The following is a 13,140-nucleotide window of genomic DNA, read 5'->3' on the forward strand; positions in this document are numbered from 1 at the left end:
CTTGAAATTGGTACACCCAACAGGAGTCGAACCTGCGACCTTTGGATTCGATTAGTATAAATTTAAGTTAGTTTGATATAACCTTCTAAGTCTAGTAATTAAGCCATTTATTAGCCTTAAAATTTATTTTAAGGCTATATAATTTTGTACAAAAATTAAATCTATTGCACACTTATTGCACATTTTATAAAATAAAAAAGAGAGATAAAAATAAAATCTCTCTTTTTTCAACGTAAAATCTAATTCAATAATTAGTTACAATCATCTAATCTACTTATTTTATTTACAACCGGTGGAACTATCAAAGGTGATCCTCCCATACTTCTTGTTAGTATAGAAATCAAACAACTTATTTCACTTCCAATAGAGTCAAGTATATCATTTATATTTTTATATACTTCATCATCCGTTATATCATTTTCAAATTCAACAACAACATTATATCTAAATTTAGCTATAAACATTAAACTAGGTCTAAACCCTGAATCACATTTTACTTTTAATGATACTGTATTCTCATTTATATCATGTATATAATATTGTAAGTTTAACTCATAGTTTATCTCCCCTGCTTTTATATCATTAACTATTCTTTCAAATTCCATGTTTTCCATAAAAAATTGAGTATCTATTATTCTATTATTCATTTATATAACCCCCTTCATAGCTAAATTTTTTTCTATATTCTTTATCCAATTACTTGAGTCTTTTTTTAATGATTCTTGGACTGCATTTGTTTTATATTCAATATTCACAGTAAACTTCTCTTTTCCATATTCCATACCTATCCCCATTGATAGATACATATTCATTAATTGATTTATACTACATGACTCTTTATCAGCTCTCTTTATTAATTCTGCATGTAATGTTTTTGGTATTCTCAAACTTAACTTACCACTACACTTTTCCTCTTCTACTATTTTATTATTTGGAACTGGAATCTTAATATTATCTTCAATTGCCATCTTGATAATATCGTCTGCAACTTGAACAACATCATTATATGCTTCTTCTGGATTTTCTCCATCTCCCCAACAGTCTAATTGACTAATATATGCTAAGTATCCTCCCTCATCAGTATTCTGTATTAATTCAACTTTATAGTCATTTCCTTTTATTTTATTTATTCTCATAAAAATATCCTCCTAAAATGATTATTTCAACAAAATCTTTTAAAAATTCATCACTTGCTCAAATAACCTTAAAGCCTTCAAAATATAAACTTTTTTTACTGGTCTAGCTCTTGGTATAGTTACATAATCTTGAATTCCTTTTAATTTTGGATGTTTATATACAAAATGACTTCCTTTTCCTTCTCGCTTTATAAAGCCACCATAATTTATAAGTAATTTATCTATATCTTCAAACTTAACATCTTTGGTATTGCTTTTTATTTTCTCATAAAGTCTTTCACATTGTCCCACCAAACTCTCCCCCGCAACTATATTTTTAACTTAAAATATTTTTTTTATTCTTAATTATACTAATATGATATCACATATGATATCATTTTTCATTTTAATTTAAAATAATTTTAAATTATTTTAAATAAATTTAATTCTATTTAAAATAAACTTTATTACATTATTTATATCATATTAAAGTAAACACTTAATTTATTCCATACGGTTTATTAAATTTTATTATATTTTCATATAAAATCTTTAAGCACTTATCAAATAGTACCTTTCTGCAGTAAATTTCACTATAAACAACTATACTACTTACCTCTTTCCAAGTATACTTTTTGTCTTCTAAATACCTAAGCTCAACTATCTTTCTTTAAGTATCACTCATTTCATTTAAATTCTATAATCTATATTATTTTTTTCATAGTAATTAATTAATAACTGCTCTAACTCTTCCATAGTATAATATCTCTTATTTTTATCTCTAAATACTATCCCTAAATTCATGTAAAACTTATATACAGTATATAAAGTTATTTTATCTCTATATGGCTTTCTAATCTTTGCCTTTGTATCTGCTTTACATTGTATTAAATTTAAATCATCTATCTTAACACGTAATTTATCATAATTAGGATTACTGATAGCTTTTAAATATCTCTCATGTCTTATATTATATAATTCTCTTATTTCCATTATAATAGCCCTCACGTTTATAAATAAAAGGATAGAATTTAAATCTTCTACCCTTATAATAAAACCAATATTATAGCTCTATTTAGTCCTCTAATCCATCTTGCATTATCTCTGAACAAAATAAACATTCTCCTATATCATATAATATTTTTCTAATTTTGCTTTTATTACAGAATCCAGAGCTATATCCCATTAAACTTCCTATCTTAGCATTACATATATTTTCAAAATACTTATAACATATGATTTTTTGCTCTTCTTCTGTTAATGGCTTCATGCTATTTTTAAGCTTTTGTATTTGACTTTCAAAAGTAGCTTTATTTCTTTCTAGCATATTAATTTTATCCTTGATATTATTTATTTCTATTTGATACTCTTCAATATTTTTATTGATCTTAGATATTTGTTCTTTAAAGTGTGGAATATTTTTAATATGATTTTCTGTTTTAATAATTAATTCTTCCTTAGTCAATTTCATCACCTCTTACATACACAAATATTTATCAGCAAAATTTATACTATCTATGGTTTTATCTATACTATAAATACTTTCAATTCTTTTTCTTGCATAAAATTCTTTAGCCTTATTTTCTCCCCATTTGGTTCTTCTTAACTTTCTATACGCCCTATCCTCAATTGTTCTTACTCTTCCAATATTTATATTAAATAATTCTGCAACTTCGCTTAATGACATAGTATTATTAGAATCCCAACCACTTCTAAGCTTTAATATTTCTCTTTCTTGAAGAGTAGTATATTCCTTCATAACTTTTTCAAGTTCTTGCCGCAGCTGATGTATGTATATTCTTTCCTCTACATTTTCATAAGAATAATCTATATCTTTAACTGTATCTATTAATTCATTTTCTTCATCTTCCCCTATATGAATATTTAAGCTTGTTTCATTATTAGTGTTCTTCTGTTCCATAAATCTTTGAATCCTTTGATATATCCAATGGATAGCATAAGTAATAAACTTAGCTTTTCTCTCATTATTAACATCATATTTTTGAGCTGCTATAATTAATCCTATTGCTGCCTCTTGCTCTAAATCCTCCCTATCTATTGAATTAGTTTTTTCAACATAAAATTTATTAACTAATTTATATATTATTCCCTTATTACATTCTATTAGGCTATTTAATGCTCTTTTATCACCTTGCTGATATAATACAACAAGTTCCTCATTAGTCATTAATCTCACCCTCTTCAATTAAGTTATAACTAGGATATATTATTGTGTCATAAGCAAATTCAACATTATTTTTATTTAACATATCCCTTAATTCTTTTGCCTTTAATCCCTTCATATCTCCATTTACTACCTTCCAGTATATGAAGTATAGAAAGTGTATTTGCTTACATATAAGCTCATATTTATTCCATCTCATATATTTAGGCTTATCAGGTATATTGCTTAATAAGTTGAACATATTAACTGTTTTTTTATCAATATTATTTATATTCATTGGTAAAATAAACTTCAAATGAAAATTAAGCTTAAGTAACTTCATAAGAATTTTATATTTAATTATGTTTTCTATATTTTCATCATAGATATTAGTTCTATAAGCATATACATTACGTTCTATACAATCTCTACAAGCAAATAAACCAATTCCTACTGGATATAAATATTTTCTTTTCTTGCCACAATGAGGACATTTAAAAAACTTCCTATATCCAAAGCCAGTTTTTTGAAAATAAATTTCTATAGTTGACTTATCAATATAATTCAAACCATTATATGAGCAATATAGCTGCTTAACTTCAATATAACTTTTATTCGTAGTTTTGTTTGTTTTATAAAAGAACACTATATTTATATATTTATGCTCTATTAATAACATAATCTTAACTGGCTTATCTTCTTGTATTGAACTAATATCTATCTTCATTCTTTTATACTTAAACCTCCTAAATAATAAGCCTTTTTATGTAAATTACTTCATTATATTAAATTTTTAACCTTAGCATTTGTTAGCATATTATGTACTTTAATACTAAGTTTTTCTAAGTTCATTACTGGATTTATTGGAACGCTCTAATGGAACGCTCCAATAAAAAGTATGCAACATTCCTTATTTTTTTGTTGCAACATTATTAGTTTCAATTGCAACATTTATTATTAAAAATAACCATTTAAAATATAGATACAATATTTATTTTATTTGTAGCTTGTTTTCTATAGAAATCTTGTGTGAATTGAATTATTTCATTATGAGAAATTATCTCTGGTATAAATTTACCTTGATTATCAAATCCTTTAATTAAAACTAATGCTCCAGAAACAATTTGCCTACCACCCTCAAAAAATTTAGTCCATTCATTAATATTATCTATAACCTCATCTTCTATGGTGTAAGTCTCTCTTAAATTTTTAACAATTCCAATAGAAATTCCTGAATCATTTACACTATTCTCTCTTTTCTTAATCTCTATATCAAATAACCTAACCTTATTCTTATCTAAGAAATTACTCTTATAAAATTCTTGTAATTCATCACAATTCATTACAGATAATTCTTTCTCAATAAATTCTAACTCCAACTTATCTGTAGTTTCTTTTATTGGAAAACATTCTTTTATATAATCTTTTCTAATGCTATTTAAACTTTCTATAATTTTGCTAAATGTTTCTTGATTAATATTTTTTAGATCTATAAGTAAATTATTTCTTTGGTTATTTATATACTCTAATGTTATTTGACCTTGTGAAAATTTATAAAAATCTATTCCATAAACTAGTAATACATGGTTAATCTTCTTAATCATTTCATCATAGTTATTTAAAACATCATTAATCTTATCAAAATATTTAATTTTTAATTCCTTTGTTGATTCAAACATTATTTATACCTCCCCTAATCCTTCATTCACTAATTTAAGCATTTCTTCTAAAACTTCTTTTGCTGCTTTATATACAATATCGTCTTTACTATAGCCTAATACTCTTAAATTAGGATCCATAGTACATGATTGTCCATCATTGCTCAAAACTCTGTTATTATAAAAAGTCATTTTTATTTTATTTGGTCCTATCTCTTTATTATCAAAATCAATAGTAACCCTTTTATGTAGATTATCATTTACCATTTGTTACGCTCCTTTATTTATTATTTGATAATTTAAACCTCTTCTTTGGCCTTCTTTTCCCAATAAACTTCATTATATTTTTTAATCTTCTCCTTATTCTTTTTACGCCATTCTTTCATATAGGCGTTTCTTTTTTCTCTTGCCTTATCATTCAAAATTAATTCTCCTTTCTATGTTTTAAAAAGCAAAAAAGCCACAGGAACAAAACCAGTAATAATTACTGATAATTGTTTCCCGTGGCTCTATAAAATGCCTTCCATCATCTCTGATAGGGTACTTAAAATATTCTTTTTTTCTATATCTTTATTATATCATTTTTATTAATTTAATACAAACATATGTTTTATAAAATACTATCTAACTTACTTTTTACATCATTATAATTTTTATCTTCTCTCCACTATCTTTGGTTATATCAGGATGATATTTCTTTACCATAACTCTATAACCTAGCTTTATAAATTCTTTTGCTACTTCTTTTATGGTGTAAATATATATTTAACACTACATTTTATTTAAATAATAAGGCTCGACTTAATGTCGAACCCCTTAATATTAGCTTACTCCCTTAATGGTGGTAACCTATTCTATATCAATATATATCCTTTTATAAAATCCTTTTCTATAAGGCTTACTAATCTTTTTTATCTTAACACCAGTTGATAAAGCCTTAATGATCCTTTCTCTTTCTTGTGTTGTTTTATAACTTATCATTATCTTACTCATTTGTTATGCACCTAACCTATATTTATTAAGCAGCATTAAATCGTCTAAGTAGCTCATTAACATTGCTTGGCCATCTGTATTCAAAGACTTAAATTTTTCAATAAGAGTAACCTCTACATTCTCTATTTTTTTAAATTCATCTTTAATACTTTTTCTATATAGTTGATTGTCCTTTTCCAATTTTATACTTTTATAATGTTTAATTTTCGAATCTATTCTCCATAAATCTTCTAATGTAGTTTTTGGTACATCAATAGGATTCTCAAATACTTTTGCTAACTCCTTTTTAACCTCTTGCATTCCTATACTTTTAACCCATTGTCTATTTAAATACACTATAAAGTTTTTAAACTTATGGTTTTCATCACAACTATGAATATTAATATAAAATTTCTTATTATCTCCTTGAAAATCTAATATTTCAAAATAAAAATTAAATCCATTTATTGTTTGAACTATACTCATTTTAAAATTCTCCAATCATATAAATATTATTTAGTTAGCTATTAAAGCAATATTTTTGTATAGTATTTACCTGTTGCTCAAAAAAGAGCAACAGCTCAAGATAACTTAAAGCAACATTTTTGTATCATATTCACTTAAAAAATTGAGATTACTTATACCAGCTTTTACACCTGCTTTAAAATAATGCCTTTGTTCCAAACATGATATATTTAAATTTATTTCCTCTAATTCATTAACTAAATTAAATACTTCATCTGAAAGAAGATCTTTTAATTGTTCTATTATATTAACTTTCTTTTCTGTATATTCACCATACTCTACATATGCTTTTTCTATATCTTCTGCCTCTGTATCTTGAATATGACTATATTCATTTTTTATTATATTTTTGAATAATTTTACCTGGTCCTTTACGTTCATCTTTAAATTCCTCCAATATTCTTATACTTTTCTCTTGATTTTATTGGAGTTATTATGTTACCCTTAAAGTGTGAATTTTAGGGGTAACATAATAACCACAAAGGCTGATGTATGTATTTACATTAGTCTTTTTTATTTAATCTATAATTATTTTTAATTCCTTTAATTTCATAAATATGTCCTTTGGTTCGCTCTGCTATTCTTCCACCTAATGCCTTATCAACTTTTATAAGGTCATCTAAATATAACTCGCTACTTATCATAAATGGTAATTTAGCACTATATCTATAATTTATTATTTCTAAAACTATTCTTATATCAGAATCAGTAAATCCACCTTTGAAGAGGTCATCAATAACCAGTATGCTAGATTTTTTAAATCTGTTTATTTTATCTTGATATAACTCTGAACTTATTATATTTTGTTTTAACTGTATTAAAGTATCTATATATGATATATAAGCTATATCAATACCTTTATTACTTACAAAATTATTTATTAATGCAGAAAGTAAATGAGTTTTACCACTTCCACTTTCTCCTAACAAAGCTAAAGAATTATTAGTAGTATTCTTTATTTTCTCATAATCTAAATAATATCTTATAGCAACCTCTTTCATTCTTTTTACTGATTCATTCCAAACTTTAAATGTGGTAAAATTTGTCTTTAACTGTTCATTACTTAATCCAGTTCTAATTAAAAGCTCTATGGCCTTTTTTTCTTTTACACATTTACATTCTATAAATACATTTCTTTCTTTATCTTCTATCCAACCTGTATTTTGACATAATGGGCAACTAAATGAGTTCTCCACTTTCGTACATTCGTTTGTAATCTTCTTCTGTATAGCTTGGTCCTGTATATTCTTCTGGCTTGTAATTAATATTTTCTGAACCCTCTGTAAAACGTCCCCTATCTTTGGCGATACATTTTTTGGTATATCCATTGCTTTTCTCTCCTTTCTTCCACGCCTCATAGTTAGCTTTATTTGAGCCTTCCTCCATAAAAGTACTAATACCATTCTTTCTATTCAAAAAATCGCTTAGACTCCATTTATAGCTAAAATAAAAGGCACTTTTAAGAATTTCTCCGTAAAGATTAATAGCTTGTCTAATTTCCTCTTCTGAATAAATATCTAAAGATTTTTGTATTGCTTTTTCAATTACTGGAGTTAATTTCTTATGCTTTATTATTTCTTTAGAATTCCAATAATCAAATATACTTTTAATATCCTTTCTTTTTTTCTCTTTAATATCTTTATTTCTAATACTTAAACTTTTCTCTAACTCTATTAATAAATTTAATTCACTAAGACTTTTATCTTTAATTTTTTCTAATTCCTCTTTTATAAGTTCTTTAGAATACTTACTTTTTATTTTATTTAATAAGTCTTTTTCTAAATTTTTATTAATTTTATTAACATAAGTTTCACTATCCAAAGGACTATATATATTATTAATATTATTATTTAGTATTATTTTATTAGTATTATTAGAGTTAACCTCTTTAACTACCTGTGGTAAATTATTTTTACTACCGTGGTTAAATTCCTTAACTACGTGGTTAATATTTTTAACTACCTCATATGAATTATTATCATAATCACCATTTAAAGATTTATTTTTAGTAACCTTTAAATAGCCATTATCTTTTAGTTTTTTTATTTTTTTAACACATGTTGGTCTACTAATATTTAATTCTTCACAAATCCTAGTTATAGAAGGATAAATATTCTCACCATAACTCATAAAGTTAATTAAAATCATCTTTTCAATACAGTCTAACTCTTTAAGTTTGATTAATTTATTAGGTATTTGTGTAAATCTCTCATTTAACACCTCCTTATCCCCCATTCTAAGCACCTCCTCTTCCTCTTAAGAAAATATATCTTTAAAAGCTTGTACACCTTCCCATGTAGGTTCTTTATGTAATTCAATACATAATTCTATATATCTTTTAAATAGCTTTAAACTCATATTAAATCACTTCCATTCCTATATGGTTTTCAAACCAGTCATCTAATCGTGATACTACAACTCTTCTTTCTCTTCCTAATTTAATTATTGGGAAATCCTTAATATGACTAAATTTTAAAGCTTGGTTGTATGAGATACCTTCTACCTCTGCCCATTCTTTAATTGATAAAGTCCTTTTCTTAACAAGTTCGTTATGCTCTTTCATTCTCTCTGAAATATCAATCATTTATAGTATTCTCCTTTCTCTATTTATAGTTAATTTTTAATTTTTCTATATAAAATAATAAGATTGAATACTAATGGAATTAGCTTATCTTATTTGATTATTAGATATGATTTATGATGTACGAATTTCGTACTTCTGAAATGTTAAACAAAGTTTTATCCTCCTAACTTATTTTTTGTTTCTTCAAATTCAAAAAGCTTTTCTAATGGTATATCAACATCTAAAAACTCCTTAATTACTAAAGCCTCATCTAAATTTATAGGTGCTTTTCCATTTAATTTTTGAGAAATTGTCCCAATAGTTACATCAAGTTTTTTGGCTAAATCCTTTCTTAAAATTTTTTTCCTTCTTAATTCTGCTTCTAAGTTATTATACATAAAACCCTCCTTATTTACGTTTTTTCGTAAACTATAATTTTATTATATACGTATTTTCGTTAATGTCAACATCTTTTACGAAAATACATAAATTATTTTTATAAAACAAATATAATTTATTGAAAATACGTAAATAATATATTATTATATTTACAGGAGGTGTTCAAAATTTTGGATACAATAGAAAATAAATTAAAAGAACTTATATTAAATAAATATAAAAGCTTGCGTGAATTCACATTAAAAATAGAAATGCCATATTCTACATTTGATACAATATTAAAACGTGGTGTTCGTAATGCTAATATTATTAACATCTTAAAAATCTGTAATGAACTTAATATTGATCCGTATAAGCTATCCAATGGAATTATTGAATATAATGATATTAAAAATTCCATTGATTTATCTAAAGAAGAACGAGATCTATTAGAAAATTATAATGAACTAAATAATTATGGTAAAAAGAAAGTTATTATTTATACTAAAGATTTAATTGAAATGCCTAAATATCAAAAAGAAAACAATATAAGCCAACTTCCTAAAAAAGAAAAACAGATATGGGAAGAAGAAGGCAAAGAATACCTTATGCCTAAAGCATCTCATAGCAAAGAAGGAAACTTTACAGAAGAGGATTATAAACATGATGACGACTTAATGAATGATGAGGATATATGGAAATAACAAAGGAGTAAATATGAGTTACGAAGAATTATTAAGAGAAGCTGATAAGCTCGGAATAATTGTTAAAGAACTTGATTTAAAAACTAGAAAAGGACGTTGTTGTGGTAAGAGAATTGCAATAGATAAAAAACTATCTACCAAAGAAAAAGCTTGTGTCTTAGCTGAGGAGCTAGGGCACTTTCATAAAACTATTGGAGATATAAGTAATCAAAAAGAGATAAATAATCGTAAACAAGAAATTATCGCAAGGCGTTGGGGATATGAAAAATCAGTTGGTATTATTGGTATAATAAATGCCTTTAATAATAACTGTAAAAATGCTTATGAAATAGCTGACTTCTTAGGAGTTACAAAAGAATTTTTAGATGAATCTATAGAATATTTTAAATGCAGATATGGTGCAAGATATGAAATTGACGGATATATAGTATATTTTTTACCTAGGTTTGGAGTATGTAAAATGTTCTAATTTTTAAAAATAACAAAGAACATACATTTGTTTTTTTGTGTTATTTTCTTTCCCAACTATATGGGATTTCCCACTTAGAGTGAGAAGAGGAAAACAAAAGCTTACTAAGGTTTGAGTTTTAGATATGCAAATCCTATTTTATATGAATTGCTAAACTGATTTTAATATTTATTGCTGAAACCTTGGAAGTCAATTAAATTGACATCTGAAAGTAAATTTAAATCTTCTTTAGAAGAACTCTGATATATTTCTAAGTGGCTTAGAAGAACTTAGAACTTTCTAAATCCTTTGAAACGATTTAGACACCTAATCCTTTCAAAGTACTAAGTAAAAAGGTCGGCGGAAAATTTCGCTTACCTCTTCCCATTGAAAGTGGCAATAATATTTAAAGCTATTTGTATCCTTCCCCCACTTTTGGAGTAATTACTTTTGATGGATGGAAATTCCCTCTTTCCACATAAGTGTAGAGTTATTTTGATAACGCAAGTTTTGCGTTTTCCTCATTATAATAAATTAATTAGATACCACCAATTTGGCAGTTTCAACATCATATAAAATTAATTTATATTTATAGTTAATCATAATGAAGAGGGATAGGAATAATGTTCTTAACGTTTAATTAAATATATCTTATTTAATTTTCAAATGTCGGTTTCTCCGATATTTACTGAGCTTGACATTACTTGACATTACCTCACATTACCTCACATTTAATTAAATATATCTAGGTCGGTATTTTGCCTTTTTAGAGTTATCTAAAAATAGACATACATAAATAAATACACCTTCCACAGAAGTGTGGAAACCTAAACATAGTTATTTAATGACCATATTTTTATATCTGCAATAATAAAGGTTTAATCACTCGTACTAATAATACGAGTACTATATAATTCTTAATTCCATTGTCATTAACATTGAATTTAAAACTTCTTTTTAAGGTGTAAGAAAAGTCAGATTACTAAATCTAAGTTAATGAAAACAACTGACTTTTATAGCTGCTGCAAAGAATAATTGCATTAGCTTACCCAATATTATTGGTGATCCTAAAGAAAGTAATTTTATATTTTTCTTTTTTAGGGACTCTGAATACTTAAAATGTTGGTCATTTAATAACTGACTTTTATTATGAATTGTAGTGTTTAAATTAAATATCACTACTAAATATTAAAATCTAAAGTCCTTATAAAGGACCTTTAAACATTCTGCTACAAGTTGCAGAAAGTAATTAAGAAAGGAAATTATATTATATGGAAACTACAAAGAAAGGTAAAGCCAAGGCTAAAGGGAATGGCCAAGGTACTATATATAAAATATCTAATGGTAAATTTAGAGGTCAACTTACTATTGGATATAATGATAATGGCTCACCAAAGAGAAAATCATTTATTGGCAAAACTAAAAAAGAAGTATCTGATAAGATGAAAGCTTTTTATGTTGATAATAACAGAGGCTTATTACCTACAGATGATAAGATCTTGTTAAGTCAATGGTTTTATACATGGTTATTTAATTATAGAATACATGATCTTAAACCTTCAAGTTTTGAAAGATATGAAGGCCTTTATAGAAATTATATAGATAACTCTTTAATAGGTAAAATAAAGCTTACAGACTTAAGAACTCATCATATTCAAACTTATTATAATTCCTTAGTATCAGAAGAGGGAAAAAGTCCATCAACTATAAAAACAATAAATAAATGTTTAAAATCTTGTCTTAATCAAGCATTAAAAGAAGGATATATAACTAAAAACTATTGTACCCTTATAACACTTCCTAAAGGCTCTGAAAGTCCTAAAGAAATTATTAATGTATTTACATTAGAAGAGCAACAAATTTTTATGAGAGAATGTATAAATAATAAAAATGGTATGCTTTATATACTAGCTTTAGGAACTGGACTAAGACTTGGAGAAATACTGGCCTTAAAATGGACAGATATAAATTTTAAGAATAATTATATAAATATTAATAAAGCTATTAAAAGCACCTATAAAATAGACTCTAAAGGCAATAGAAAATTTCAAATAATAGAACAGGAACCTAAAACTAAAAACTCAATTAGAACTGTTCCTCTAAATGATAACTTAATTGAACTATTGCAGCAGCATAGAAAAAATCAGATGATTGATAGAGATTCTAATATTGAAATTTATTTTGATAATAATTTAGTTTTTTCTACTCCTATAGGAAATTATTTAAATGAAAGTAATGTTAGAAAAACATTTAAAAGGATTTTAAAGAAATGTAACTTAAAAGAAATTAGACTTCACGACTTAAGACATACCTTTGCTACTAGACTTTTCGAAAATGGTATACCACCTAAAACAGTTCAAACTATCCTTGGCCATAGTGATATATCAACTACTCTAAATATATATACTCATGTTATGAAAGATACTAAAGATAAAGCTATTGATAAGATAAATTATTTGTTTAAACTAGGATAGAATTTACTCTAGTTTTTATTTTTTATTTTCTATTGCACACCTATTGCACAATTTTCATAAAAATAAGGGTTACAAAAACCTTGTAACCCTTGAAATTGGTACACCCAACAGGAGTCGAACCTGCGACCTTTGGATTCGA

General features: G+C 25.5%; 20 protein-coding genes. 3 read left to right on the forward strand and 17 right to left on the reverse strand.

What is annotated here, in order from left to right:
- Positions 1-251: 251 nt before the first annotated feature.
- The 17 genes from BUA70_RS12375 to BUA70_RS12450 all read right to left on the reverse strand — a co-directional run bounded on the left by BUA70_RS12375 (position 252) and on the right by BUA70_RS12450 (position 9,395).
- Positions 252-647, reverse strand: coding sequence for a hypothetical protein (locus tag BUA70_RS12375; protein WP_072897746.1), 396 nt, complete (start codon positions 645-647; stop codon positions 252-254).
- Positions 648-1,136: a type II toxin-antitoxin system HicB family antitoxin gene (locus BUA70_RS12380; RefSeq protein WP_072897748.1), complete on the reverse strand. Its 489-nt coding sequence runs from the start codon at positions 1,134-1,136 to the stop codon at positions 648-650. It lies immediately after the preceding gene.
- 39 nt (positions 1,137-1,175) lie between these two features.
- Positions 1,176-1,427 (reverse strand): type II toxin-antitoxin system HicA family toxin, encoded by a 252-nt coding sequence (locus BUA70_RS12385; protein ID WP_072897750.1) that lies wholly within the window; start codon positions 1,425-1,427, stop codon positions 1,176-1,178.
- Between the two features lie 378 nt (positions 1,428-1,805).
- A complete protein-coding gene (locus BUA70_RS12390; protein ID WP_083573537.1) occupies positions 1,806-2,108 on the reverse strand; it encodes a hypothetical protein in 303 nt (100 codons plus the stop codon).
- 82 nt (positions 2,109-2,190) lie between these two features.
- Positions 2,191-2,580, reverse strand: coding sequence for a hypothetical protein (locus BUA70_RS12395; RefSeq protein WP_072897753.1), 390 nt, complete (start codon positions 2,578-2,580; stop codon positions 2,191-2,193).
- Positions 2,581-2,592: 12 nt separating this feature from the next.
- Positions 2,593-3,303, reverse strand: coding sequence for a sigma-70 family RNA polymerase sigma factor (locus BUA70_RS12400; RefSeq protein WP_072897755.1), 711 nt, complete (start codon positions 3,301-3,303; stop codon positions 2,593-2,595).
- Positions 3,296-4,006, reverse strand: coding sequence for a hypothetical protein (locus BUA70_RS12405; protein WP_072897757.1), 711 nt, complete (start codon positions 4,004-4,006; stop codon positions 3,296-3,298). Before BUA70_RS12405 ends, BUA70_RS12400 begins: the two co-directional genes overlap by 8 nt.
- Before the next feature lie 244 nt (positions 4,007-4,250).
- Complete coding sequence (locus tag BUA70_RS12410; protein ID WP_072897759.1) at positions 4,251-4,958, reverse strand: hypothetical protein; 708 nt, start codon at positions 4,956-4,958, stop codon at positions 4,251-4,253.
- A 3-nt stretch (positions 4,959-4,961) separates the two neighbouring features.
- On the reverse strand, positions 4,962-5,204 hold the full coding sequence (locus BUA70_RS12415; RefSeq protein ID WP_072897761.1) for a hypothetical protein: 243 nt from the start codon (positions 5,202-5,204) through the stop codon (positions 4,962-4,964).
- A 32-nt stretch (positions 5,205-5,236) separates the two neighbouring features.
- A complete protein-coding gene (locus BUA70_RS13340) occupies positions 5,237-5,359 on the reverse strand; it encodes a hypothetical protein (RefSeq protein ID WP_278337221.1) in 123 nt (40 codons plus the stop codon).
- Between the two features lie 427 nt (positions 5,360-5,786).
- Positions 5,787-5,930 (reverse strand): hypothetical protein, encoded by a 144-nt coding sequence (locus tag BUA70_RS13170; protein WP_172607496.1) that lies wholly within the window; start codon positions 5,928-5,930, stop codon positions 5,787-5,789.
- Positions 5,931-5,933: 3 nt separating this feature from the next.
- Positions 5,934-6,395 (reverse strand): hypothetical protein, encoded by a 462-nt coding sequence (locus tag BUA70_RS12425; protein ID WP_072897764.1) that lies wholly within the window; start codon positions 6,393-6,395, stop codon positions 5,934-5,936.
- Positions 6,396-6,500: 105 nt separating this feature from the next.
- Positions 6,501-6,815, reverse strand: coding sequence for a DUF6809 family protein (locus BUA70_RS12430; protein ID WP_072897766.1), 315 nt, complete (start codon positions 6,813-6,815; stop codon positions 6,501-6,503).
- A gap of 122 nt (positions 6,816-6,937) precedes the next feature.
- A complete protein-coding gene (locus tag BUA70_RS12435) occupies positions 6,938-7,630 on the reverse strand; it encodes an ATP-binding protein (RefSeq protein WP_072897768.1) in 693 nt (230 codons plus the stop codon).
- Positions 7,614-8,669, reverse strand: coding sequence for a helix-turn-helix domain-containing protein (locus BUA70_RS12440; RefSeq protein WP_072897770.1), 1,056 nt, complete (start codon positions 8,667-8,669; stop codon positions 7,614-7,616). Before BUA70_RS12440 ends, BUA70_RS12435 begins: the two co-directional genes overlap by 17 nt.
- A gap of 124 nt (positions 8,670-8,793) precedes the next feature.
- Positions 8,794-9,018 carry an excisionase gene (locus BUA70_RS12445; RefSeq protein WP_072897773.1) on the reverse strand — a complete coding sequence of 75 codons (225 nt, stop codon included), beginning with the start codon at positions 9,016-9,018 and terminating at the stop codon, positions 8,794-8,796.
- A gap of 155 nt (positions 9,019-9,173) precedes the next feature.
- Positions 9,174-9,395 carry a helix-turn-helix transcriptional regulator gene (locus BUA70_RS12450; protein WP_072897775.1) on the reverse strand — a complete coding sequence of 74 codons (222 nt, stop codon included), beginning with the start codon at positions 9,393-9,395 and terminating at the stop codon, positions 9,174-9,176.
- A gap of 171 nt (positions 9,396-9,566) precedes the next feature.
- Here BUA70_RS12450 and BUA70_RS13175 point away from each other — a divergent pair, with 171 nt between their 5' ends.
- The 3 genes from BUA70_RS13175 (at position 9,567) to BUA70_RS12465 (ending at position 13,001) form a co-directional block, all read left to right on the forward strand.
- Entirely contained in the window at positions 9,567-10,079 is a 513-nt protein-coding gene (locus BUA70_RS13175; protein WP_072897778.1) for a hypothetical protein, read from the forward strand.
- Between the two features lie 13 nt (positions 10,080-10,092).
- Complete coding sequence (locus BUA70_RS12460) at positions 10,093-10,548, forward strand: ImmA/IrrE family metallo-endopeptidase (RefSeq protein WP_072897784.1); 456 nt, start codon at positions 10,093-10,095, stop codon at positions 10,546-10,548.
- A 1,250-nt stretch (positions 10,549-11,798) separates the two neighbouring features.
- A complete protein-coding gene (locus BUA70_RS12465) occupies positions 11,799-13,001 on the forward strand; it encodes a tyrosine-type recombinase/integrase (RefSeq protein WP_072897780.1) in 1,203 nt (400 codons plus the stop codon).
- The last annotated feature ends 139 nt before the right edge of the window (positions 13,002-13,140 follow it).

It is taken from the genome of Clostridium fallax (genome assembly GCF_900129365.1).
In the GTDB taxonomy this organism is placed as follows: domain Bacteria; phylum Bacillota; class Clostridia; order Clostridiales; family Clostridiaceae; genus Clostridium_AH; species Clostridium_AH fallax.

What these genes read in the sequence shown, in the direction of transcription:
- BUA70_RS12390 (WP_083573537.1), bottom strand. Translation starts at nt 2,108, where the DNA reads ATGGAAATAAGAGAATTATATAATATAAGACATGAGAGATATTTAAAA.
- BUA70_RS12400 (WP_072897755.1), bottom strand. Translation starts at nt 3,303, where the DNA reads ATGACTAATGAGGAACTTGTTGTATTATATCAGCAAGGTGATAAAAGA.
- BUA70_RS12440 (WP_072897770.1), bottom strand. Translation starts at nt 8,669, where the DNA reads ATGGGGGATAAGGAGGTGTTAAATGAGAGATTTACACAAATACCTAAT.
- BUA70_RS12465 (WP_072897780.1), top strand. Translation starts at nt 11,799, where the DNA reads ATGGAAACTACAAAGAAAGGTAAAGCCAAGGCTAAAGGGAATGGCCAA.
- BUA70_RS12375 (WP_072897746.1), bottom strand. Translation starts at nt 647, where the DNA reads ATGAATAATAGAATAATAGATACTCAATTTTTTATGGAAAACATGGAA.
- BUA70_RS12405 (WP_072897757.1), bottom strand. Translation starts at nt 4,006, where the DNA reads ATGAAGATAGATATTAGTTCAATACAAGAAGATAAGCCAGTTAAGATT.
- BUA70_RS13170 (WP_172607496.1), bottom strand. Translation starts at nt 5,930, where the DNA reads ATGAGTAAGATAATGATAAGTTATAAAACAACACAAGAAAGAGAAAGG.
- BUA70_RS12415 (WP_072897761.1), bottom strand. Translation starts at nt 5,204, where the DNA reads ATGGTAAATGATAATCTACATAAAAGGGTTACTATTGATTTTGATAAT.
- BUA70_RS12410 (WP_072897759.1), bottom strand. Translation starts at nt 4,958, where the DNA reads ATGTTTGAATCAACAAAGGAATTAAAAATTAAATATTTTGATAAGATT.
- BUA70_RS12425 (WP_072897764.1), bottom strand. Translation starts at nt 6,395, where the DNA reads ATGAGTATAGTTCAAACAATAAATGGATTTAATTTTTATTTTGAAATA.
- BUA70_RS12445 (WP_072897773.1), bottom strand. Translation starts at nt 9,018, where the DNA reads ATGATTGATATTTCAGAGAGAATGAAAGAGCATAACGAACTTGTTAAG.
- BUA70_RS12460 (WP_072897784.1), top strand. Translation starts at nt 10,093, where the DNA reads ATGAGTTACGAAGAATTATTAAGAGAAGCTGATAAGCTCGGAATAATT.
- BUA70_RS12450 (WP_072897775.1), bottom strand. Translation starts at nt 9,395, where the DNA reads ATGTATAATAACTTAGAAGCAGAATTAAGAAGGAAAAAAATTTTAAGA.
- BUA70_RS12430 (WP_072897766.1), bottom strand. Translation starts at nt 6,815, where the DNA reads ATGAACGTAAAGGACCAGGTAAAATTATTCAAAAATATAATAAAAAAT.
- BUA70_RS12380 (WP_072897748.1), bottom strand. Translation starts at nt 1,136, where the DNA reads ATGAGAATAAATAAAATAAAAGGAAATGACTATAAAGTTGAATTAATA.